Source organism: Amycolatopsis sp. SB7-3 (genome assembly GCF_041021335.1).
GTDB classification, from domain to species: Bacteria; Actinomycetota; Actinomycetes; order Mycobacteriales; family Pseudonocardiaceae; genus Amycolatopsis; species Amycolatopsis japonica.
In genome coordinates this window covers 894,006-915,298 of the sequence record NZ_JBFPJQ010000002.1, presented here as the reverse complement: position 1 = coordinate 915,298, position 21,293 = coordinate 894,006, and the positions used below count along the sequence as shown (strand labels likewise).

The window sequence follows — 21,293 nt, the reverse complement described above, 5'->3', positions numbered from 1 at the left end:
AACCCAAGGCATGGCGGCGGCGTTGGAGCGTGGCCTGATGCAGCCGTCTCCGTTGCCGATCCGATGGACGGGTGTGTCGAAAGGAATCGCCGGGAGCGTCGCGTCCGCGACGGCACCTCGCGGCGCGGGAGCGTGGTTCCCGCCCTTGCCGGGCCTTGACACCATCACTTCGGCGGACCTGCGGTCGGGCAACCGCGAGAAGCTGCACAGGATCTATGGTGCTCTTCCGTCAGGACGCTTGATCCTCGTCGGTCCACCGGGGGCGGGTAAGAGCTCGGCCGCTGTGCTGCTGCAGCTCGACGCCTTGCAGTATCGCGAATCCACGTCCGATGCCGAGGCCCGGCGGCGAATTCCGGTGCCGGTGATCCTCACTCTGCACGGCTGGGATCCGGAGACCACTCCGGTCGTGGACTGGCTGGTGGGCAGGCTGACGCTGGTCCCTCTGCTCCGCGGCAGAGCGGGCGCGCGTCATGCGCGGGCTTTGCTGGAGCGGCACGTCACCGTCATCCTCGACGGGCTCGACGAGATCCCCGAGAACTTGCGGCCGATCGCGCTGCGAGCGCTCAGCGAGCAGGCGACGTGCCGCGTGATACTGCTCAGCCGCACGGAGGAGATGGCCGACGCCGCGCGGCAGCACCTGTTCGTCGGCGCGGTGGCGGTACGGCTGAAACCGTTGACGCCCGCTGCAACGGTCCGTTATCTGCTCGGCCCACTGCCCTCGCCGGCTCCCTCCGCGTGGAGATCGATCGCCGAAACAGTCAAGGACAACCGTTCCGGCGCCCTGGCGTCGGTGTTGAGCAGCCCGTTGTGGGTGAGTCTTCTGCACGACATCTACCCACCGCTGGGGAATCTGGACGCCACCGTCGACGAATTGCTCGGCGACCGGTTCACCGACCCCCGTGCCATCACGCAGCACCTCCTCGAGAAAGCGGTCGCGGCCGCCTACACGACGCGCCCCGGGCAGAAGCCGTCTCGATACAGCCCCGCCACGGTCCGGCGCACCCTCGGTGTCATCGCCGGCGGACTTCATCGAGACCGCACCCGCGACTTCACCTGGTGGGGGATGACCGCGTGGTCGCCGTGGTCCGGCCGCCTCGCCTCCGCGATACCGCTGGCGCTGCTCACGATTCCCGCCGCGCTGACCGCGGCGGCCCTGATCACCGCCCTGGCAGGCGACTTGTTCTGGGTCACCCTCGGTTCCGCCGCCGGCATCGGCATCGCCATCAAGTTCCTGGCGCCCGCCGCCAGGTACCCGCTCACACTCGGTGGCTCGTTCCGGTCAAGGAACCTCAGGCGCGGTGTCCTGCTGGGGCTTTCCCTCGGACTCGGCTTCGGAGTCGGCGCGGGTTCTCAAGGAGGATTCGCCGGCGGTTTCGCCACTGGATACGCGGGAGGCCTCGCGGTATGCCTGCCCGTCGGCCTCGTCGGCGGCCTGACGGTCGGTCTTCTCGATCACCTCGCCCAGCAAGGGCGAAACGACGTCAACCCGCCCACCCCGGTGAACCTCTGGCGCGCCGAACTGGCGACCGTGCCCCTGCTTCTCGTGACCTTCACGTTGGCGGGCGCGCTTGTCTTCGGGTTGATCGGCGGGGTGATCGGCGGCATCGGAAGCGGGCTGGAAGAAGCCGTCATGGGCGCGTTGATCGGGGCCGCGATCGCGGTCGCGGTGTGGACCGCGCTGTCGAAGACGATACGAGCGGCCTGCGGTCAGCTCTATCTCACCGTCCGGTACCGGACACCGTTCCGGCTCCTGCGGTTCCTCGAGGACGCACGTCAACGGCACATCCTCAGGACGGTCGGCCCCGTCTACCAATTCCGTCACGCCACACTGCAAGACCACCTCGCGGCGCCGTCGTCACGGCGCGGGGCTGAGGGCGGTTATGCCCTCCCCGTCCGCACTCGCTGTCCCTAGGCTGCGGCGATGCTGGTGATCCGGCTCTTCGCAACACTGCTGTGGTTCGGTGTGTCGGCCGGCCTGCTCACCTACGCCGTCCACGACCTGAACGTGCGGGACGCGCCGACCTCCAGTATCGAGGGCACGGTCATCGCGCACCGGCAAGAGTCCCACATGTCGTCACAGGACCCTGAGCCGCACTTCACCTATTTCATCACCGTCCGCGGCGCGGCCGGGGACTTCGAGTTCGGCAACGGCCGGCAGGCGCTCGATACCGAGCCGGGTACTCCGGTGGTGGTGCAGGTTTCGACGGCGACCGGCGAGATCGTGTTCCTGCGCAAGGGCACCACGGTCGTGGATCTGCGCAATACCGTGACCACGGACGTGGTCCTCATCGTGTTCGGCGCGGTCGGCCTGCTCATCGCCTTGGTGCGAGAACTCGTCATCGACGACTACACCTGCCCGAGGTGGCTGGGATTCGTCGTCGGCGCGCTCGCCGCGGCCTGCGGGGGATGGCTTGCCCTGATGCTGCCGTAGACGTGTGCCGCTGCGGCGGTGGCGGTCCTGTGATGCTTCCCGAAGCAGTCGGTCGCGCACCTCTTTGACATGCTGCCGGTATGGCGACGACGGAATCCGAGCCCGTCCAGACGTCCGCGGGCAAGGGCGGAGGGCTGGTCCTGGTGTGCCTGGCCGGCATGCTCTGGGGAACGATCGGTCCGGCCATCCCCGTGGTCCACGACGCTTCAGGTCTCTCCCCGCTCACCATCGGCGGCTACCGCGCGTTCTTCGCCGTCGTCGTCCTGGTGATCGCGGCCGCCGCGATGCGGCGGTTGCGCGCCTGCGCGCGGCTCGGCAGGCTGCATTGGCGGCGGGTGACCGTGGTCGGGGTCGCGACGGCGACCTTCCAGTTGTTCTTCTTCGTGGCGGTCCTGTGGACCGGGGTGAGCATCACCACTGTGGTGTGCCTCGGGTTCGCGCCGGTGTTGTTGCTGATCACCGGCAGTGTCCGGCGTCGCCGCCCGCCTTCCGCCGGCCAGTTCCTCACCGTCGCGGTCGCGGTGTCAGGGCTTCTGCTGGTCAGTGTGTTCGGAAGTCCGGCAGGCGAAGCGCAGTACCCGGTCTTGGGTGTGTTCGCCGCACTCGTGTCAGGAGCCGCTTACGCCCTCTCCGCCGAGGCGGCCGCGCCGCTGTCCCTGCGGCTCGACACGCTGACCATGACCACGACGACCACCTGCGTCGCCGCGATGGTCCTCGTTCCCGCCGGACTGGTCATACCGTTGTCGAGCGGCGACGGGATCTGGACGACCGACATCGGGTCGTGGGCCGTGATCGGCTACCTGGGGGCCGTGACGATGGCGCTCGCCTACGCGCTGCTGTTCACCGGCCTGAGGACCACCCCCAGCGGTGCCGCTGTGGTGGCGACGCTGCTCGAGCCGGTGACGGCCGTCCTCATCGCCGTGGTCTTCCTGCGGGAGAGGCTGACGGTGGCCGGTGTCGTGGGTGTCGTGCTGATCATGGCCGCGATCGGCAGCCTGGGACGTCACTCGAAGGAACCGGCGCCACAGTGATCTGCCAGGGCCGGCGAGATGACCGGATCGAGTGATCATCGAAGTGCGCGGCACTCGGGGCCTGTCTTACGTTGAGTGCCCGACGTGAGGGAGGCTCGATGACCACGACCGCCGAGGTCGGCGGGCCGGACGCCGCCCCACCGGTCCTGAGCCGCAAACGCAGGAACGCGGTGTTCGCGGCGGTCATGCTCGGGATGTTGCTCGCGGCGCTCGACCAGACGATCGTGGGGACCGCGCTGCCGACGATCGTCGGGGATCTCGGCGGGGCAGGGCATCTGTCGTGGGTGATCACCTCCTATCTGCTCGCCGAGACGATCATGACCGTCGTCGTCGGAAAGCTCGGCGATCTGTTCGGCCGCAAGCTGATGTTCCAGCTGTCGGTGATCGTGTTCACGGTGGGCTCGTTCTTCTGCGGGTTCGCCGGCGACATGATCTGGCTCATCGTGGCCCGCGCGGTGCAGGGCCTGGGCGCGGGCGGCCTGATGGTCACGGCGACCGCGCTCGTGGCCGACGTCGTGCCCCTGCGCGAGCGGGGCAAGTACCAGGGCGTCCTGGGTTCGGTCTTCGGTGTGGTCACGGTGCTCGGCCCGATGCTGGGCGGGCTGTTCGTGGACCACCTTTCGTGGCGATGGGCCTTCTACGTCAACGTTCCGATCGCGGTCCTGGTACTGATCGTGGCGGCGAGCGCGATGCCGAGCGTCAAGGCCGCGGCGAGGCCGGTGATCGACTATCTCGGTATCCTGCTGATCGGACTGGCCGCGACCGGCCTGACACTGGTCACCAGCTGGGGCGGTACCCAGTACGCGTGGGACTCGCCGACGATCATCGGGATGTCGATCGGCTCGGTGATCTTGCTGGTGCTGTTCGTCTTCGCGGAAAAGCGCGCGAAGGAACCGACCTTGCCGATGCGGCTGTTCCGGAATCCCGTGTTCACCGTTTCGGCGATCCTGAGCTTCGTCGTGGGTTTCGCGATGCTCGGTGCGCTGTCGTACTTGCCGACCTATCTGCAGTACGTCCACGGCATCTCGGCGACCAGTTCGGGCGTGCGGATGCTGCCGATGGTGATCGCGCTGCTGGTGGCCGGCGTGTTCGCGGGCAACGTGGTCGGCCGGACGGGGCGGTACAAGATCTTCCCGATCGCCGGCGGGATCGGGCTGACGCTCGGCCTGTACCTGCTTTCGCGGCTGACCCCGACGAGCGGTTTCTGGGAGATGTCCCTCTACTTCGCCGTGCTGGGTCTGGGAATCGGCCTGAGCATGCAGGTGCTGGTCATCGTCGTGCAGAACACCGCGGACTACCGCGATCTGGGCGTCGCGACATCCGGGGTGACCTTCCTCCGGTCCTTGGGTTCTTCGTTCGGTGCGGCCGTCTTCGGCACGATCTACGCCAACCAGTTGGCGCCGAACATGGCCGGGGCGGGTGCGGAACATCCGCTGCCGCCCGGGACCGACCCCAAGGCCGTCCAGGTCCCGAGCGCGCTCCACGCCTTGCCGGATTCGGTTTCGGCGCCCTACATCCAGGCGTACGGCGATTCCCTGCACACGGTTTTCCTTTATGCCGCACCGGTCGGGCTCGTCGCGCTGGTTTTGGCGTTCTTCCTCAAGGAGGTTCCGCTGCGGGACACCTCGCGGGCGGCCGCGCCGGACCTCGGCGACGGTTTCGCGATGCCGGAGCCGGGCAACGGGGATCAGGATCTCGAGCGTGCCGTCGGCCGCCTGCTGGCGCGCGACGGGAAGGCGGCCTCGGCGGGTGTCATCATGAAGTCCGGCTGCGAACTCGACGCCGGCGGATTGTGGTGCCTTGGGCAGGTTCGCCTGCGGGAACGCCGGAACAAGCCGACGTCCCTGTCCGTGATCGGCGATCGTTACGGCGTTCCGCCAGAGGTGTTCGAAGCCGCCTTCGCGCGCCTCGAATTCACAGGCCACCTGACGTTCAAATCCGGGGGATGGGCCACCACGGAGGCAGGACGCGCCGAACTCGAAAAGCTCATCCGCGCTTGGAAAGCCTGGCTGGCCGAACGGCTGCGGGACTGGGGCCTGGAAGGACAAGACGAACTGGACGCGGCGCTCGGCCGGGTCGCGAACCGCATCCTGGACCAGGCCGCCGAAGACCAGCCCAGCGGGAAACACGCCGCGTCGCGATAGGGTGAGCGCGGTTCAGGGCGCGGAACCCTTCCGGACATGACGTGAAGGGGACTTTCGCCGCATGCGATGCGACGAAAGTCCCCTTCACCCCCACGGACAAGACACCTTTGCGACGGGCGAGATTGACCCGCGGCGGGGGTTACCGGGCCGCTTGCGGGGCCAGCAGATCGTTCAGCCAGGGCAGGACCGCGGACCGTGGATCGACCGGCCGGGGCAGGAGTCCGTTGGCCGCCAGTAGTTCCGCGGCGTGGTGCTGTTCGGTGAGGAATTCGTCGGTCACCGGGTTGAGCCCGAACGGGCGGCCGCGCAAGGCGTGTTCCCAGCGATCCACGTCGGCTGTGGAGGTCGTCCCGGCGTCTTCGGCGAAATAGCGGGCGGCTTCCCTGGGATTGGCCGCGATCCACGCGTCCGACTCCTGCAGCGATCGGACGATTTCGGTGAGTTCGTCGCGGTGGTTCTCGGCGAAATCGCGGCGGGTGAACCACAGTGAGGGATGGCTGAAAAGACCTTCGGTGTCGATCAGTGTCCGGACAGGACTCTCCTGCTCGACCGCGGCCAACGCCGGGTACGCCCCGACCCAGGCGTCCAGGTCGCCGGACCGGAACGCGGACGGCCCGTCGTGCACCGAGGTGTCCACCGGTTCGATATCGGACCAGGTCAGCCCGGCCCGTTCGAGCGCGAACAGCACGAGCGTGGTCTGCCAGGACCCGTGCGCGATGCCGACCCGGCGCCCGCGGAGGTCGGCGACGGACCGGATGGGCGACTCCGGCTTGACCACCAGCCTGCCGTTTTCCACCCGTGGCCCGGAAATGCCGACGTAGACGAGGTCACGCCCGTGGGCGAGGCCGGTCACCGGCGGGGTGAACCCGGTGCCGATGAAGTCGTACCCGCCCGGTTCGAACAGCCAATCCGAGTGCAGGGTCGGCAGTGCGGTCTTCGGGTCGACGGGCGGTTTCGCGGGCAGGGTGCGGAGGTCGACCCACTCGACGCCGGGCAGCCGCCGTTCCAGGATGCCGCGGTGACGAAGGACGAACAGGGAATTGTTGTGCGGGAAGAACCCGACTCGAACGGTCATGGTGTGTGTGCTCCTCAGTGTTCGGGGATCAGGCCGAGGCGGCGTGCCTCGTCGACGAGTCCGCTGCGGCTCCACTGCGCGACCAGGTTGGTCGGGTCGAACTCGACCGATCCGCCCAGCCCTTCGGCGATCGCCTGGAACTGCGCGCCTTCTTCGAGCAGCACGATGAACTTCGCGGTTTCCAGCAGGCCGTCGCGGCCGAGCACGTTGACGCCGCCGTTGGCCTCGAAGATCGCGACCAGATGCGGGTCCTCCCGCAGCCGGTCCAAAATGAACTCGCTCGCGGGACGGCTGCGGTCGATATGCGGCGGGATCTCCCTCGACAGCGTGAGCCGCTGGGACGCGGCGTAGCGGATGGGCAGGGTGCGGTGGGTCTGGGCCCATCCGCCGAGCCATGGCGTGTGGACGTGCACCACCGTCGTGATCTCCGGGTGCTCGCGGAAGACCTTGCTGTAGCCGCCGATGAAGCCCGCGCGGCCGCTTCCGGACAGCACGGTGCCGTCGAACGTGGCGACCACGGGTTCCACCGCGCGGTCGTCGGCCCAGGGGCCGGGTTCGTTGAGGGCCACGGCGATCTCTTCGCCGGGCACCCGCTCCACGAAGTTCACGGTGCCGTTCGCCGAGGTGGTGCCGGTTTCCCGGAAGACCCGGAACGCCTTCTCGGCGTCCTTGCGTGCTTTCTCCACGAATTCGGAGACGGTCGAATCGAGTGTGCTGGTCATCATTTCTCCTGGTCAGGCGACGAACGCGGGTTCGCGCGGGGAGGTGGGGCTGGTGAAGCGGGAACGGCCGAGCAGGGGGAGGACCTCCTCGCCGACGCGGTAGGCCTCCTCCAGATGCGGGTTTCCGGCGAGGATGAACGCGTCGACGCCGAGGTCGAGCAGCTGGTCGAGGCGTTCGGCGACCTGCTCGTAGCTGCCGACGAGGCCGAACGCGGGTCCGCCGCGGAGCAGGGAGAATCCGGCCCAGACGTTCGGCTGGACCTCGACGTCGCGGTAGCCGGTGATGGTGGACGGCACCCAGCCCTTGATGCGGCCCGCGCCGACGGAGTCGCCTTGGGCCTGCCGGTTGGCGATCTCCGGGTCGACGTACCGCCAGCCCTTCTCGATCTCGGCCCACGCGGCTTCCTCGGTGTGCCGGGCGAGGATGTCGATGCGTACCGCGAATTTCGGGGTGCGGCCGAGTTTCGCGGCGTGCTCGCGGACTCCGTCGAACTTCCGCTTGAGATCGGCGAACGGCTCCAGCCATGACAGGTAGTAGTCGGAGTGCAGGCCCGCCGCGTTCACGGCCGCCGCCGACGAGCCGGAGAAGTAGATCTCCGGGAAGGGTTCGCCGGCGAGGTGTTCGGGCAGCGCGGCACCGCGGGTGGCGAAGAACCGGCCGTCGAAGTCGTACGGCTCGCCCCGCCACACTCCTTTGAGGACATGCAGGAACTCCGAAGTGCGGGCATAGCGGTCGTCGTGGTCCACCTTGTCGCCCCACCACAGCTGCGCGGGTCCGCCACCGCCGGAGATGATGTTGTAGACGAGGCGGCCGCCGGTGGCGCGTTGCAGGCTCGCCGACATGCGTGCCGCCTGCAACGGGTGCAGGAACCCTGGCTGGAACGCGACCATGAAACGGTAGGTGCTGGTCTCCTTGGCGAGCGCGGCCGACAACGCCCACGGGTCTTCGGTGCCGGGGAACGAGGGCAACAGCCCGCCGAGGAATCCCGCCGCTTCCGACGCTTTGGCCACGGCCGCGGCGTGGTCGACGTAGGCGTACCCGTCGGGCTCGCCGTCGCGCAGGGCCGGTGCGATGTTGCCGGGGCCGATGCCGCCCCAGTCGCCGCGGTTGCGGATCTTCGGGGTGCGCAGCGAGGCGTGGTCGCCGCCCATGCCGATACGCCAGTAGACGTCCACGGTCATGCCTTCGCTCCTGTCGGTGTCCGGCTCGCCGGGTCGGCGAGGTGAAGGAGGTGTTCGCCCGTCCGGTGGATTTCCTCGATACCCGGGTGTCCACTGAGGACGAAAGTGGTGATACCGGCGCGCTCGTACCAGGCGAGCCGGTCCGCCACCTGCCGGTAGCTGCCGACCAGCCCGACCGGGGTGCGGTATCCGATGCGGTCGAAACCGTCGAACGTCGTCCCGTCCGGCGTGCGGGAGCGGATGTCCCGTTCGGTGGCGGCCGGGTGGATCTCGCGCCACAGGCGCAGGACCCGGGCCCACGCCTCGTGCTCGTCCTCCCTGGCGATGATCGGCAGCACCAGCCCGGCCCGTACCGTCCGGCCGTGTCCCGCGGCTGCGGTGTGGAGTGCGCGGACGGCCGAGGCCGGATCCACTGTGGACGCGGAGAACAAGTGCACGTCTCCGTGCGCGGCCGACAAGGCGATCGCCTCCGGTGACGCCCCGGAAAGGTGGACCACCGGGAACGGGTGGCCGTCGACCGCTTCGTCGAAGCCACCCGACCGGACATGGAAGTACGCACCGTCGTGGTCGAACTCCCCGCCGTCGAATCCGCCGGGTGAGGCGCCGCGTCCGGACCACACACCGCGGGCGACGGTGAGGAACTCGGCCGCGCGTTCGTAGCGTTCGGCGGTGCCGAGGCGGTCGCCACGCTGCCGGTCGTCTTCCGGATCGGTGTCGACGCGCACCAGCCAGTCGAGCCGGTCGGCGCCGAGGCGCTGCAAGGTCAGCGACATCTTCGCCGCGTATACCGGGGTGGCGAAGGACGGCGTGAACTCCACGGTCACCCTGGCCCGGCGGGTGTGGCGCAGTGCGCCGCCCGCCACGATCCAGGATTCCTCGCCGTGCGGGTCGTATGCGGCGACCACACCGTCCAATCCGGACAGTTCTGCCGCGTCGATCACCTGGTGCAGATGTGCGAAGCCGGCGCGCTGCCACTGATTCGGGTCCGCGCGGCGACCGTCGCCGCGGGTGGGCAGCTCCCACAGGAACCTGGTCATGCCGCCTGCTCGCCGGCGATCAACGCCTTCGCCCGCGCCAGAGGCTCGTGCTCCACCCAAGCGCCGAGGTCGAAGTCGGCGGCGAGGAATCCGTGGGTGTAAAGGAATTGCTTCTGCACCCCCAGCAGTTCGATCCGCTCGGCGGACAGGTCGGGGTGCAGGGTGCGATGGAACCCGTCGCCGTAGGCCGCGACGACACCCTCCGGTCCGGAGAACGTTTCGCCGGCGAGCACGGTACGGACCTCGTCGAGGTGAGTGGCGGCCCAATCCGCGGCGCGCAGGCTCGCCGCGAGGAAGCCCACCACCAGTTCGGGACGGTGCTCCAGCAGATCGGCGTGCACGGTGATGGGGCGGGGTGTGCCGTTGTTGACCCGGCCCCGGCGGGTGGTGGCGGTGTCGAGATCGACCGCGACCCGTAGCCCGTGTTCCCGCGCCACCTCGGCCGCCCGTGCGCCCTTCACGTAGATCGCGTCGACCTCACCGGCCAGGAGTTCGGCCACGCCCCAGGTGGTGCCGCCGGTGGCGCGGCCGCGTACCTGAGGGTCGCGGTTCACGTCGACCTCGGTCACCGTGACGTCGGCGAGGGTGCGGCCCGCCAGGCGCAGCGCGTTCGTGAACCCGTGCAGGGCCATCGCCCTCGGGAAGCTGCGGGCCTGATCCGCGGCCCAGGCCGGGATGCCGATCCGCGCGCCGGCGAGCCCGGCGGCGTCCGCGATGGGGGAGTCGCCCGCGACGAGGATGGCCTGTGCCTCGTCGATCCAGGTCAGCCCGATGAGCCGGGTGGGTGAGCCTTGAGCGCGGGCGGCGATGGCCGGCACGTTGCCGCCTTCACGGATCAGCCCGCGGAGGCGGTGGTCGTAGTGATGGACGGCGATCTCCGGTGCGGCGTCCTGGAGGATCGCCAGCGGAAGGCCGTGCTCGCGCGCGTTGCCGGAAAGCCAGCCGAGGCTGTTGGCGAGACCACTGGCGGTGGGTACCGGGCAGCGCGTGTACCAGAGCCGGTCGATCGGTTGTTCATCGGTGATGGTCATGGCGGTCCTCCGAAGGGGTCGGGCCGACGCCGAGTTCGGCGAGGAAGGCGGCGCGATAGTCGAGTGCCGCGGGGTCGGTGCGGTCACGGGGGCGGGGAAGGTCGATGACGACGTCGTGCCCGAACCGTCCTTTGTGGAGGACGAGCACCCGGTCGGCGAGCCGGATCGCCTCGTCGACGTCGTGGGTCACGAGCAGGACGGCGGGCCGGTGGAGGGCGACGAGGTCACCGACGAGATCCTGCATGCGCAACCGGGTCAGCGCGTCGAGTGCGGCGAACGGCTCGTCGAGCAACAGCAGTTCGGGTTCGCGTACCAGCGCCCTGGCGAGCGCGACGCGCTGCGCTTCACCGCCGGACAGGGTCGCGGGCCAGGCGCGGTGCTTGTCGGCGAGATCCACCTCGGCGAGCGCGCGGCGCCCGCTGTCCTTGGTCTGCCTGCCGTGCGGCTGACCGATGACCACATTGGACAGTACGCGTTTGGACGGGATCAGCCGCGGCTCCTGGTAGACGACGGTCCGCTTCCGGGGAACCAGGATCTCTCCGGCGTCCGGCCGTTCGAGCCCGAGCAGCAGCCGCAGGAGGGTGGTCTTGCCGGTACCGCTGGGGCCGAGCAGCACGACGAACTCGCCCCGCCTGATCTCCAGGTCGACGCCGTCCAGCACGGTCTTGTCGCCGAAGCTCTTGCTCACACCCGACAGCGACACCGCGAGGTCGGTGGTGGTGGCCGTCATCGCGCCGCCACCCCCGCTCGCCACGGCATCGCGAACCGCTCCAGCACCCGAACCGCCGCGTCGAACACCAGGCCCAGTACGGCGTAGAGCACCACGCACAGCACCATGTAGTCGGTGCGGTTGTACTCCTGAGCCAGGCTGACCAGGTAGCCGATGCCTTCCCGGGTGCCGACCTGCTCGGCCGCGATGAGCCCGGTGACGCTGATCGACAGGCAGATCCGCAGGGCCATCAGCACGGCGGGAAGCGCCGAGGGAAGGATGGTCCCGAACACCAGCCGCGGTCCGCGCAGCCCGAAACTCCTCGCCGCCTCCAGCATCTTCCGGTCGACGTTGCGGACACCGAGATAGGTGTAGGCGTACATCGGCGCGACGGTGGCGACAGCGATCAGCAGCACCTTGAACGTCTCGTCGATGCCGAACCACGCGATGAACAGCGGCACGAGCGCGAGGAACGGGATGGCGCGGTTGATCTGCATGGTGGCGTCGATCAGTTCCTCGCCGAGCGCGGAAAGCCCGGACAGGACGCCGAAAAGGAGTCCGAACGCGACACCGAGGGCCACTCCCGCCGCCGCGCGCTGCAGGGACGCGAGCGTGAAGTCCACCAGCTGGCCGGTCTGGAACAGCTCGATGAACGCGTTCCACACCTTCGGCGGTCCGGGCAGGATCTGCTCGGAGATACCTCCCGTGGCCGAGCCGGTCCACCACAGTCCGACGAGCAGCAGTGGAACGGCGAAGCGCAGCGGGATCGACGACCAGCGGCGACGGCGTCCGCGTCCCCGGTATTCGGGCCGGACGAGGCCCGGCGGCTCGGTGCGCACCGGCCCGGGCGCGGTGATGGTGCTCATTTCGCCGCCTCCCGGTATGCGGTGAGTTTGGCCGGCAGGTCGTAGATCACGTCCGCGGCGGTGATCGTCCGTGTGGTCACCTTGTTGGCCGAGAACAGGTTCGCGACCGATTCGAGGTCACGCAGGTCCTTTTCGTCGGGGTACCGGGGAACTGCGGCCTGTGCGCCCAGCGCCAGCGCACGCCGCAGCCGGTCGCCCGACAGCGCGCGCGGACCAGCCTTCTCGAAGACGTTTTCGAAGTCCGCGGGATTCTCCCGTTGTTGCCGGGTCAGTTGCTGCAACGTCTCCAGATACTTCGCCGCGACGTCCGGCCGCGAGTCCAGCACCTCGGTGCGGAAGGCGACGATCGTGTTGTCGACCGAGCCGATGCTCTGCTCGGTGGCGATCTCCACACCGCCGTTGGCTTTCGCCTCCTGGTAAGGCTCGTTGAACGACGCCCACGCGTCGACCTGCCCGGTGGCGAACGCGGAGGTCGCGTCGGCCTGCTGCAACGGCACGCGTTCGACCTGGTCGACGGGAACACCGGCCTGAGCCAAGGCCAGCAGCGTGATGTACTCGCCTTTCCCAGCCGGGTTCACGGCTATCCGCTTGCCTGCCAGATCGCGTACCGACTTGATCCCCGACTTCGGTGTGGCCAGGATGCCGTTCTGGTCCTTGCCGACCGGATCTGCGACGGCGACGATCCGGACGCCGACGTCCTTGGACAGCGCGCCGATCACCGGGCTGTACGCGCCACCGGAGACGTCGAGTTGCTTGGTGTTGAACAGTTTCAGGTTCGAGCTGAAGCCCGGTGTGCTGGGGACCCATGCGATGCGGGCGCCCAGTGGTGCCAAGGCTTTGTCGAACGTCCCGTCGCGTTTGCCGACCGCGAGCGGACCGGAGTTGCCGGGATCGGTGACCTTGAGCGTGAAGGTGCCGCCGGTGTCCGTGCCGGCGCCGGCACACGCGGTGGTCAGCGCGAGGAGGGCGGCGAGTGCGAGCGTGAGTCTGGAATTCCGGCTGCGGGGCATGGAGGTGACTCCTGGGGAGAGGGGACCCGGTTCGGATGGCCCGGTCGAGATGGGCGCAACGCTAACCACGCCGCCTCAGGGGATCCAGGTGTTCCACAGAATGGAAAACAGGTTCGGGATTCCTGGCACAACTGGCGCCAGCGGCGAAAGTCCTACCACTATCTGGAATGCTGTTACGCTGGGCCGTATGGCGCGAGAAAGTGGTGACGGCGTCCAGACCGTGGCGAGGGCGCTGGCGGTCCTCGGCTGTTTTCGTGGTGGCGGAGAGCTGGGGATCACCGAGCTGTCCCGGCGGGTGCAGCTCCCGGCCAGTACCACTCATCGTCTGGTGACCGCGCTCATCGGCGCGGGTTTCTTGGAGAAGAGCCCGACTTCGAACCGGTACCGGATCGGGGGCGCGCTCGCGGAGTACGGGCAGATCGCCTACCGGCAGCACCGGATTTATCTTGTCGAGCCTCATCTCGAACAGCTCGCGACCACCACCGGGGCTTCCGCGTCGATCGCGGTCCGGCACGGCAACGACATGGTGCTGCTGGGCACCAGCCGCTGGCGGGAGGCGGACGGGCACGATCTCCAGGGGCTCCGGATCCCGCTCCACGCGAGTGCGCTGGGCCGGGCGCTGCTCGCCTGGTCCGAGGTGTCGGAAGACGAGCTGGCGCGACTGCCGTTCACCGACGGAACCGAACGCGCCCCGGCGGATCCGGCCGAGCTGGCCAAGGAACTCGCGCTGACCCGTGAACGTGGATGGGCCTTCAACGACGAGGAACTGGCCGCCGGTTTCCGCACGATCGGCATTCCGCTCCGCGACCGGGAAGGCCGTGCTCGCTTCGCCCTCGGCCTGCGCGGCTCGACGACCCTGATGATCCCCGAACGGTTGCCCTTCTTCGTGGACCTGGCCAAGGTCACGGCCGGCGAGATCGCCGCCGTGCTCTTCGAGAGCTGACGAGGCGGTGACCGGGGGGAGTGCGGGCTCTGAGTCCAAAGAGGACTCGTGGGGTGCCGGATAGCTCACAGTCCAGCTGGTGAGACGGCGGCGCCAAAGCTGGGTGGGACGGTTTTCTTTCCTTAGGGTCCCTGATCGTCACCCGATCAGATGAACCCGAGTAGGTGCTGTGCCCGATCCCTTGCTGCTGCCCGAAGGCATCCCGCCGACGGCGGCGCGTTCCCTGCCGTCCGCGGTGTGGCACGCGGTCCGGTCCAGTGGCTGGACGCTCACCTGCGCGATCGCCGTGGTGCTGGTCCTGGTCATGGCGGCCGCCGCGGACCTGCTCGTCCTCGTCGAAGGACAGAGCCTCGACCCGGACATCGCCAACCTCGGGCCGACCGGGCTGCCCGCCGGCCCCCTGGGCGGGGTCAGCGGATCCCACTGGTTCGGGGTGGAACCGTTGACCGGTGTCGACCTGTTCGCACTGGTCGCCCACGGCGCCAGGACGTCGTTGCTGGTCGGACTCGGCGCGACCGCGCTGGCCACCGCGCTCGGTGTGGTGATCGGGGCCAGTGCGGGCTATCTCGGCGGCTGGTGGGACCGGGTGGTCACCTGGACCGCCGACGTGCTCCTGGGCTTCCCGTACCTGATCTTCATGATCGCGCTCGGTGCGATGGCACCACCCGATTTCCCGCGTCAGCCCTTGCTGATCGTCGTATTGGGCGTTTTCGGCTGGCCCCGGGTCGCGCGGATCGTCCGCGCGCAGACGCTTTCGCTGAGTGGCCGCGATTTCGTGTCGGCGGCCAAGGCGATGGGCGGGGGACCCTGGCATGTCTTCACCCGAGAACTGCTGCCGAATCTGTGGGCACCGGTGATCGTCGTGGCGAGCCTGTCGATCCCGTCGATGATCGGCAGCGAGGCGGCGCTTTCCTTCCTGGGGGTCGGTGTCCTGCCGCCGACCCCCAGCTGGGGCCGGACGATCAGCGCCGCGATCGACTTCTTCGAGACCGACCCGCTGTACCTGGTGTTCCCGGGACTGCTGCTGTTCGTGGTCACTTTGGCGTTCAACGTCGTCGGCGACGCCGTGCGCGACACGCTCGACCCGCGGTCGGGAGGCCGGGACTGATGCGTGCCCTGCGCTTCGTGCTCGGCCGGTTCGCCGGCATGGTCCTCGTCCTGCTGATCGTCACCTTCGTGACCTTCGTGGTGTTCTACCTGCTGCCCGCCGACCCGGCGCGGATGGCCTGCGGTCGTCCCTGTTCCCCGGAAAGCCTCGCGCTGGCACGGGAGTTCATGGGTTACGACGCACCTTGGTACCGGCAGTTCGCCGAATTCCTCGGCGGGATCTTCGCCGGGCGGACGTTCGGTACCGGTGTCACCGCGATTCACTGCGGTGCCCCGTGTTTCGGCTACGACTTCCAGAACAACGTCGAGGTGCTGACGGAGATCGGCGAGCGGATCGAGGTGAGTTTCTCGGTGGCGCTCGGCGCCGCGATCCTCTGGCTCGTCATCGGCGTCGGCCTCGGCGTGCTCTCGGCGCTGCGCCGGGGGAGCGCGGCCGACCGGATCACGATGGCGGTCGCGATGGCCGGGGTCTCCCTGCCCGCCTACCTCGCCGGGATGATCGGCATCACGATCTTCGCGTTCGCGCTGGATGTCGTGCCCAAGAACGGCTACGTGCCGTTCGGCGACGATCCGGTCCAATGGGCCTGGCACCTCGTCCTGCCTTGGCTCGTGCTGGCCTTCCTGCACGCCGCGATCTACGCGCGGCTGACGCGGAGCCAGATGCTGGAGACCCTCGGCGAGGACTTCATTCGCACCGCCCGGGCCAAGGGGCTCAGCGAGCGGAAGGTGGTCGGCAAGCACGCGTTGCGCAATGTGCTCCTGCCGGTGGTCACCGTGTTCGGTGTCGACCTCGGCGCCCTGCTCGCCGGGACCGTGATCACCGAACGAATCTTCGGGATGGCCGGGGTCGGCAGGCTGCTGGTCGACGGCATCGCCTCGATGAACCTGCCCGTGCTGCTCGGCGTGACCTTGTTCTCGGCGGTCCTCGTGACGGTCGTGAACTTCCTGGTCGACCTGTGCTACGGCGCGCTCGATCCGCGAGCCCGCCTGATCTGAAGGGGAAACGATGAAACGCAAGGCTTTGCTGAGGGCGGTGGCCGGGGTGGTCGCCGCCACCACGGTGCTGACCGCCTGCGGCGCCAACGACAAACCGGCGCAGACCGGGGGCGAGGTCAAACCCGGCGGCACCGTCCGGCTGCTGAACGACAGCGCCACCCAGCAGTACGACCCGGCCAAGAGCGGAAGCCTCGTGGTCACGGCGCTCGGCCTGGTGCACCGCAGATTGACCTCGTGGAAGGTCGCGCCAGGGCAGGACACCACGATCATCCCCGACCTCGCGACCGACACGGGCAGGCCTACCGAGGGCGGTAAGACCTGGACCTTCACGTTGAAGGACAACGTCAAGTACAGCGACGGCTCCCCGATCAAATCGCAGGACATCAAATGGGGACTGGAGCGGACGTACGCGGCCGCCTTCTCCGGTGGCCTGACCTACCACAAGGACCTGCTGTCCCCGGGCCTGGCGTACAAGGGGCCGTTCGAGGGCGGCAAGGAGCTGGACTCGATCGAGACACCCGACGACAAGACCATCGTGTTCCATCTCGCCCGCCCTTACGGTGACTGGAACTGGATCGCGAGCACACCCGCGTTCTCCCCGGTGCCCAAGGGAAAGGGGCAAGAGGCGGACTACGGCAACCATCCGGTGGCGTCCGGCCCGTACGTGCTGGAGAAGTACGAGCGTGGCAAGGAGGCGAGGCTCGTCCGGAACCCGCACTGGGACCGGGCGACCGATGACACCCGCAAGGCCAACCCGGACACCATCGTCTTCCAGCTCGGCCAGGACACCAGCGTCATCTCGAAGCGGCTGATCGACGACAGCGGTGACGACCAGAGCGCGTTCAGCATCCCGTTCGCCTCTCCCGCGCAGCTGGCCCAGATCCAGGCGAACCCTTCGGCGAAGTCGCGGGTCGTCACCTCGGAATCGGGAGCGCTCGCGTACCTCACGCTGAACACCCAGCGCGGCAAACTCGTCGACCCCAAGGTGCGCCAGGCGTTCCAGTACGCGGTGGACAAGGCCGCGTACCAGGTCGCCAGTGCCGGAAACGCCCAGCTCGCCGGGGACATCGCGACCACACTGATCACGCCGGGCCTGCAGGGGCGCGAACAGTTCGACCTGTACCCGGCTCCGCCGAGCGGTGACCCGGAGAAGGCGAAGAAGCTGTTGGCCGAGGCAGGTCTGCCGAACGGTCTCGACGGCCTGGTCCTGGCCACCCGCAACGAGAACAGCTACCCGGAGAAGGCCGCGGCGATCCAGGCCGCGCTGGCCAGGGCGAACATCAAGATCACCATCAAGGCGCTCGACGAGGACACCTACACGTCCGAAGTGGACACCAAGGGGATCTCGGACTACGACCTGACGCTGACCTCGTGGCAGCCGGACATCCCGTCCGCCAACGCGAACATCCAGCCGCTGTTCCAGTCGACCGAGATCGGCAACGGCGGGGTCAACGAGTCGCGGTACGCCAATCCCGAGGTCGACCGGCTGATCACCGAGGCACAGGCGACGCTGGACCCCGCCGAAGCGGGGAAGAAGTGGGCGGCGCTGGACAAGAAGATCCTCAGCGACTCGCCGGTGGTCCCGCTGATCTACACGCGGAACTCGTTCCTGCACGGATCGAAATTCGGCAACGTCGTGATCGGGCGGTTCCCGGCGTATCCGGACTACCGCCAGTTCGGGCTGATCCAGTGACGGGGGCCTCGCCGTCCGGTGGGCAGGCGGAGCCGGACGGCGAGGCCGCCCTGCTGGCCTTGCGTGACGTCAGTGTCTCTTTTGGACAGACCAGGGCGGCGCGTTCGGTCTCCTGGTCGGTCTCGGCAGGGGAAGTCGTCGCGGTGGTCGGCGAATCAGGCTCGGGCAAATCGGTCACCGCGTTGTCCCTGCTCGGATTGCTGTCGCCGGACGCGGAGGTCTCCGGCCAGGCGCTGCTGTCCGGCCGCGATCTCTACACGCTGACGCCGGACGAACTGCGCGCCGTCCGGGGCAACGAGATCGGCATGGTGTTCCAGGAACCGATGAGCGCGCTGAATCCGGTGTTCCCCATCGGAGACCAACTGATCGAAGCGATCCGCACTCATCAGGACCTGACACCAAAGGCCGCCCGGCGGCGGGCGATCGAACTGCTCGGCCTGGTGGGACTGCCCGCTCCCGAGCAACGGTTCGGGTCGTATCCGCACGAACTGTCGGGCGGTCAGCTGCAGCGGATCGTGATCGCCATGGCGGTCGCCAACGAACCGAAACTGCTGATCGCCGACGAACCGACCACGGCGCTCGACGTCACCGTGCAGGCCGAGATCCTCGAGCTGCTGCGGGATCTGCGCGACCGGCTCGGCACGGCGATCCTGCTGATCACCCACGACATGGGCGTGGTCGCCGACATCGCCGACCGGGTCGTGGTGATGTACGACGGCGGCGTCGTGGAGCAGGACGCCGTGGAAGCGGTGTTCACCTCGCCACGCGAGGACTACACCCGGCGGCTGCTCGGCTCGGTGGTCTCGCTCGGTGCCGCGGCGACGGAAGGAGTCGAGCGGGTGCTCGTGGCGGAGCCGGTCGTGTCCGCTCGTCATCACGCCGCGACCGACCATCCCGCCACCCGGTCGGTGCCGGACGCCCCGGCGGATGCACCCTTGCTGGTGGTGGAAGACCTGTCCGTCACCTATCGCGGCCGCTTCCGGGCGATGGCGGTCCGGGCGGCGGACGGGGTGAGCCTCCACGTCGAACCCGGTGAGATCCTCGGTCTGGTCGGGGAATCGGGGTCGGGGAAGAGCACCGTGGCCGGTGCGGTCACGGGATTGATCCCGCCCACCTCGGGCTCGGTCCGGATCGGTGGGACCGACATCGCCCGGACGAAGGGCAAGACCGCCAAGGCGCTGCGCCGCCGGATCGGCGTGGTCTTCCAGGATCCGTTGTCCTCGCTCAATCCCCGGATCACCGTGGGGGAGAGTGTGGCTACCCCGATCCGGCTGCATCGAACGCATCGCGGGACCCAGGTGGACGAGCGGGTCGCCGGGCTCTTCGAGTCGGTGCGGCTTTCCCCCGATCTGCGCGGTCGCTATCCGCACCAGCTGTCCGGCGGACAGCGGCAGCGCGTGTGTGTCGCCAGAGCGCTGGCGCTCGATCCGGACCTGCTGGTGGCCGACGAGCCGACCAGCGCGCTCGACGTCACCATCCAGGCCCGGATCCTCGATCTCCTGCGGACCTTGCAGGACGAATTCGGTTTCGCCTGCCTGTTCATCAGCCACGACCTCGCCGTCGTCGAGCGGCTCGCCGACCGGGTCGCGGTGATGCATCGCGGCCACATCGTGGAGCAAGGTCCGACGAAGGAGGTGCTCACCGATCCGGTGCACCCCTACACTCACCGCCTGCTGTCGGCCGCGCCGGTCGCCGACCCCGCGGCACAACGGCGGCGGCGTGAAGCCTGGCGACGGCTCCGGGCAGGCGATCCCCTCCCGCCGAGCAGAAGTTCTTCGCCCGCTTAGGGCTTGAGCATTCCGTCGATGGTGTAGGCGACAAGTCGTGCCGCCTGTTCGGCGGAGGCGTGCTCTCGCGTCCAGGCGCCGGCGTTCATCAAGGCGAAGATGTCCGCTCCGGTCACGTCCGCGCGGACCACTCCGGCGGTGACCGCGCGGTTGATCAGCCGCGCGCCGATGTCGGCCATCCGTGCGCAGGACGCGTACAGCTCCGAGGCTTCGTCATCGGCACCGTCCGCCAGCATGGCCGCGAGCCCCCGGTAGGTGGCGGCGTGGGCGACGACCAGGTCGACCCACCGGCGCAGCGCCTCGCCCGGAGCCTGGTCCCGCAAGGTGTCGCCCGCCTCGAACAGCGCCTCGTTCCGTTCACGGAGCAGCGCGCCGACCAGTGCCCTGCGGGTCGGGAAATGCCCGTAGAGCGTGCCGATCGCCACCCCGGCGCGGCGCGCGACGCTTTCGAGTGGAGCGTCCGTGCCGTGTTCGCGGAACACCGCGTCCGCCTCGGCCAGCAGCCGCTCGCGGTTACGGAGCGCGTCGGCCCGTGGCCGGCGTCCGGCGGCTGGACTCACTCTTGCCTCCCGCTTATATCGAGGTACCCTCGACTTAGTAAGTCGAGTCGCCCTCAGTTTAATGGAGATCGTGATGATCCTGATCACCGGCGCGTCCGGGAGTATCGGCCGCCATCTTGTGCACCACCTGCGCGGCGAGGAGATCACCGCGTTCGTACGTGATCCGGCCGTAGGTGACGAACTCGGTTGCCCGTACGTCGTCGGCGATTTCGACGACCCGGAGTCGGTGGCGACGGCGATGACGGGGGTGGACCGGGTGTTCCTCAACGCCGGCGGGGCCCAGCCCGTGACAGGGGAGCAACCGATGGTCCGCCAGCAGCGCGTCGCGATCGACGCCGCCATCGAGGCCGGGGTCGAGCACATCGTGAAGGTGTCGGTCTGGCATGCGCGTGAGGGCGCCAAGCTGGCCGAAGGCGCGCACTGGGTCATCGAGGAGCATCTGAAGAAGTCCGGCCTGGCCTGGAGCATCCTGCAGCCGAGCGGGTTCATGCAGAACTTCCGTACCGGTGCCGCGGTCTTCACCGAGAACGGGGATATTCTCGGCGCGTACGGCGACAGCCGGGTGTCCTATGTGGATTGTTCGGATATCGCCGCGTGCGCTGCCGCCTTGCTGACCGTGAGCCCCCGGGCGGGGGAGACGTTCGTCCTCACCGGACCGGAAGCCCTCACGCACACCGAGATCGCCGCGAAGTTGTCGGCTGTCGCCGGCAGGGAGATCGGCTACGTCGACCTGCCCGCGCAAGCCTGCGCCGCCCGGCTCGCCTCGAACGGTTTGCCCGCCCGATTCGCCCAGGATGTCGCCGCGCTGTTCGCCGAAGTCGCCGAAGGCAGGCTCGCCCCGACCACGGACGCGGTCGCCGACCTCACCGGGCGCCCGCCCCGAACCTTCGACGACTTCCTTCGCGAGAACGCCGAAACGATCCGCGAATCGTGGTCGGGGTCAGCGGCGCGCGTTTCGCATTGAGTCCG

At 68.8% G+C, this 21,293-nt stretch carries 19 protein-coding genes; 10 read left to right on the top strand and 9 right to left on the bottom strand.

Features of this window, described 5'->3' with window-relative positions:
- Positions 1-238: 238 nt before the first annotated feature.
- The 4 genes from AB8M46_RS22455 to AB8M46_RS22440 all read left to right on the top strand — a co-directional run bounded on the left by AB8M46_RS22455 (position 239) and on the right by AB8M46_RS22440 (position 5,606).
- Positions 239-1,912 carry a hypothetical protein gene (locus AB8M46_RS22455; RefSeq protein WP_394361425.1) on the top strand — a complete coding sequence of 558 codons (1,674 nt, stop codon included), beginning with the start codon at positions 239-241 and terminating at the stop codon, positions 1,910-1,912.
- A 9-nt stretch (positions 1,913-1,921) separates the two neighbouring features.
- A complete protein-coding gene (locus tag AB8M46_RS22450; protein WP_394361424.1) occupies positions 1,922-2,431 on the top strand; it encodes a hypothetical protein in 510 nt (169 codons plus the stop codon).
- A gap of 80 nt (positions 2,432-2,511) precedes the next feature.
- Entirely contained in the window at positions 2,512-3,462 is a 951-nt protein-coding gene (locus AB8M46_RS22445) for a DMT family transporter (protein ID WP_394361423.1), read from the top strand.
- A gap of 98 nt (positions 3,463-3,560) precedes the next feature.
- A complete protein-coding gene (locus AB8M46_RS22440; RefSeq protein WP_394361422.1) occupies positions 3,561-5,606 on the top strand; it encodes a DHA2 family efflux MFS transporter permease subunit in 2,046 nt (681 codons plus the stop codon).
- Positions 5,607-5,745: 139 nt separating this feature from the next.
- Here the strand turns inward: AB8M46_RS22440 and AB8M46_RS22435 are convergent, their stop codons facing one another.
- From AB8M46_RS22435 to AB8M46_RS22400, 8 genes are read right to left on the bottom strand one after another with little or no spacing between them, the layout of a single operon-like run.
- Positions 5,746-6,681, bottom strand: coding sequence for an ABC transporter substrate-binding protein (locus AB8M46_RS22435; RefSeq protein ID WP_378420658.1), 936 nt, complete (start codon positions 6,679-6,681; stop codon positions 5,746-5,748).
- A gap of 14 nt (positions 6,682-6,695) precedes the next feature.
- Entirely contained in the window at positions 6,696-7,403 is a 708-nt protein-coding gene (locus tag AB8M46_RS22430; protein ID WP_125735922.1) for a class II aldolase/adducin family protein, read from the bottom strand.
- Positions 7,404-7,415: 12 nt separating this feature from the next.
- Positions 7,416-8,585, bottom strand: coding sequence for an LLM class flavin-dependent oxidoreductase (locus AB8M46_RS22425; protein ID WP_394361421.1), 1,170 nt, complete (start codon positions 8,583-8,585; stop codon positions 7,416-7,418).
- Complete coding sequence (locus AB8M46_RS22420) at positions 8,582-9,622, bottom strand: LLM class flavin-dependent oxidoreductase (protein WP_394361420.1); 1,041 nt, start codon at positions 9,620-9,622, stop codon at positions 8,582-8,584. The genes AB8M46_RS22425 and AB8M46_RS22420 overlap by 4 nt, the downstream gene beginning before the upstream one ends.
- Positions 9,619-10,653, bottom strand: a complete 1,035-nt coding sequence (locus AB8M46_RS22415) for an ABC transporter substrate-binding protein (protein ID WP_378420652.1) — start codon at positions 10,651-10,653, stop codon at positions 9,619-9,621. Before AB8M46_RS22415 ends, AB8M46_RS22420 begins: the two co-directional genes overlap by 4 nt.
- Positions 10,637-11,383, bottom strand: coding sequence for an ABC transporter ATP-binding protein (locus tag AB8M46_RS22410; protein WP_378420650.1), 747 nt, complete (start codon positions 11,381-11,383; stop codon positions 10,637-10,639). Before AB8M46_RS22410 ends, AB8M46_RS22415 begins: the two co-directional genes overlap by 17 nt.
- Positions 11,380-12,228, bottom strand: a complete 849-nt coding sequence (locus AB8M46_RS22405) for an ABC transporter permease (RefSeq protein ID WP_037339038.1) — start codon at positions 12,226-12,228, stop codon at positions 11,380-11,382. Before AB8M46_RS22405 ends, AB8M46_RS22410 begins: the two co-directional genes overlap by 4 nt.
- Positions 12,225-13,238, bottom strand: a complete 1,014-nt coding sequence (locus AB8M46_RS22400) for an NrtA/SsuA/CpmA family ABC transporter substrate-binding protein (RefSeq protein ID WP_394361419.1) — start codon at positions 13,236-13,238, stop codon at positions 12,225-12,227. Before AB8M46_RS22400 ends, AB8M46_RS22405 begins: the two co-directional genes overlap by 4 nt.
- A 187-nt stretch (positions 13,239-13,425) precedes the next feature.
- Between AB8M46_RS22400 and AB8M46_RS22395 the strand changes: the two genes are divergently transcribed.
- The 5 genes from AB8M46_RS22395 (at position 13,426) to AB8M46_RS22375 (ending at position 19,764) form a co-directional block, all read left to right on the top strand.
- Positions 13,426-14,181 carry an IclR family transcriptional regulator gene (locus tag AB8M46_RS22395; protein WP_394361418.1) on the top strand — a complete coding sequence of 252 codons (756 nt, stop codon included), beginning with the start codon at positions 13,426-13,428 and terminating at the stop codon, positions 14,179-14,181.
- A 169-nt stretch (positions 14,182-14,350) separates the two neighbouring features.
- Positions 14,351-15,289 (top strand): ABC transporter permease, encoded by a 939-nt coding sequence (locus AB8M46_RS22390; protein ID WP_394361417.1) that lies wholly within the window; start codon positions 14,351-14,353, stop codon positions 15,287-15,289.
- A complete protein-coding gene (locus AB8M46_RS22385) occupies positions 15,289-16,284 on the top strand; it encodes an ABC transporter permease (RefSeq protein ID WP_394361416.1) in 996 nt (331 codons plus the stop codon). The genes AB8M46_RS22390 and AB8M46_RS22385 overlap by 1 nt, the downstream gene beginning before the upstream one ends.
- A gap of 10 nt (positions 16,285-16,294) precedes the next feature.
- Positions 16,295-17,977, top strand: coding sequence for an ABC transporter substrate-binding protein (locus AB8M46_RS22380; protein ID WP_037339027.1), 1,683 nt, complete (start codon positions 16,295-16,297; stop codon positions 17,975-17,977).
- Positions 17,974-19,764, top strand: coding sequence for an ABC transporter ATP-binding protein (locus tag AB8M46_RS22375; RefSeq protein ID WP_394361415.1), 1,791 nt, complete (start codon positions 17,974-17,976; stop codon positions 19,762-19,764). Before AB8M46_RS22380 ends, AB8M46_RS22375 begins: the two co-directional genes overlap by 4 nt.
- On the opposite strand, the gene AB8M46_RS22370 is transcribed toward AB8M46_RS22375, so the two are convergent.
- The gene (locus AB8M46_RS22370; protein WP_394361414.1) at positions 19,761-20,324 is read right to left on the bottom strand and encodes a TetR/AcrR family transcriptional regulator; all 564 of its coding nucleotides are present in this window, start codon (positions 20,322-20,324) and stop codon (positions 19,761-19,763) included. The genes AB8M46_RS22375 and AB8M46_RS22370 overlap by 4 nt on opposite strands.
- A gap of 73 nt (positions 20,325-20,397) precedes the next feature.
- Between AB8M46_RS22370 and AB8M46_RS22365 the strand changes: the two genes are divergently transcribed.
- Positions 20,398-21,288, top strand: a complete 891-nt coding sequence (locus tag AB8M46_RS22365) for an SDR family oxidoreductase (protein WP_394361413.1) — start codon at positions 20,398-20,400, stop codon at positions 21,286-21,288.
- The last annotated feature ends 5 nt before the right edge of the window (positions 21,289-21,293 follow it).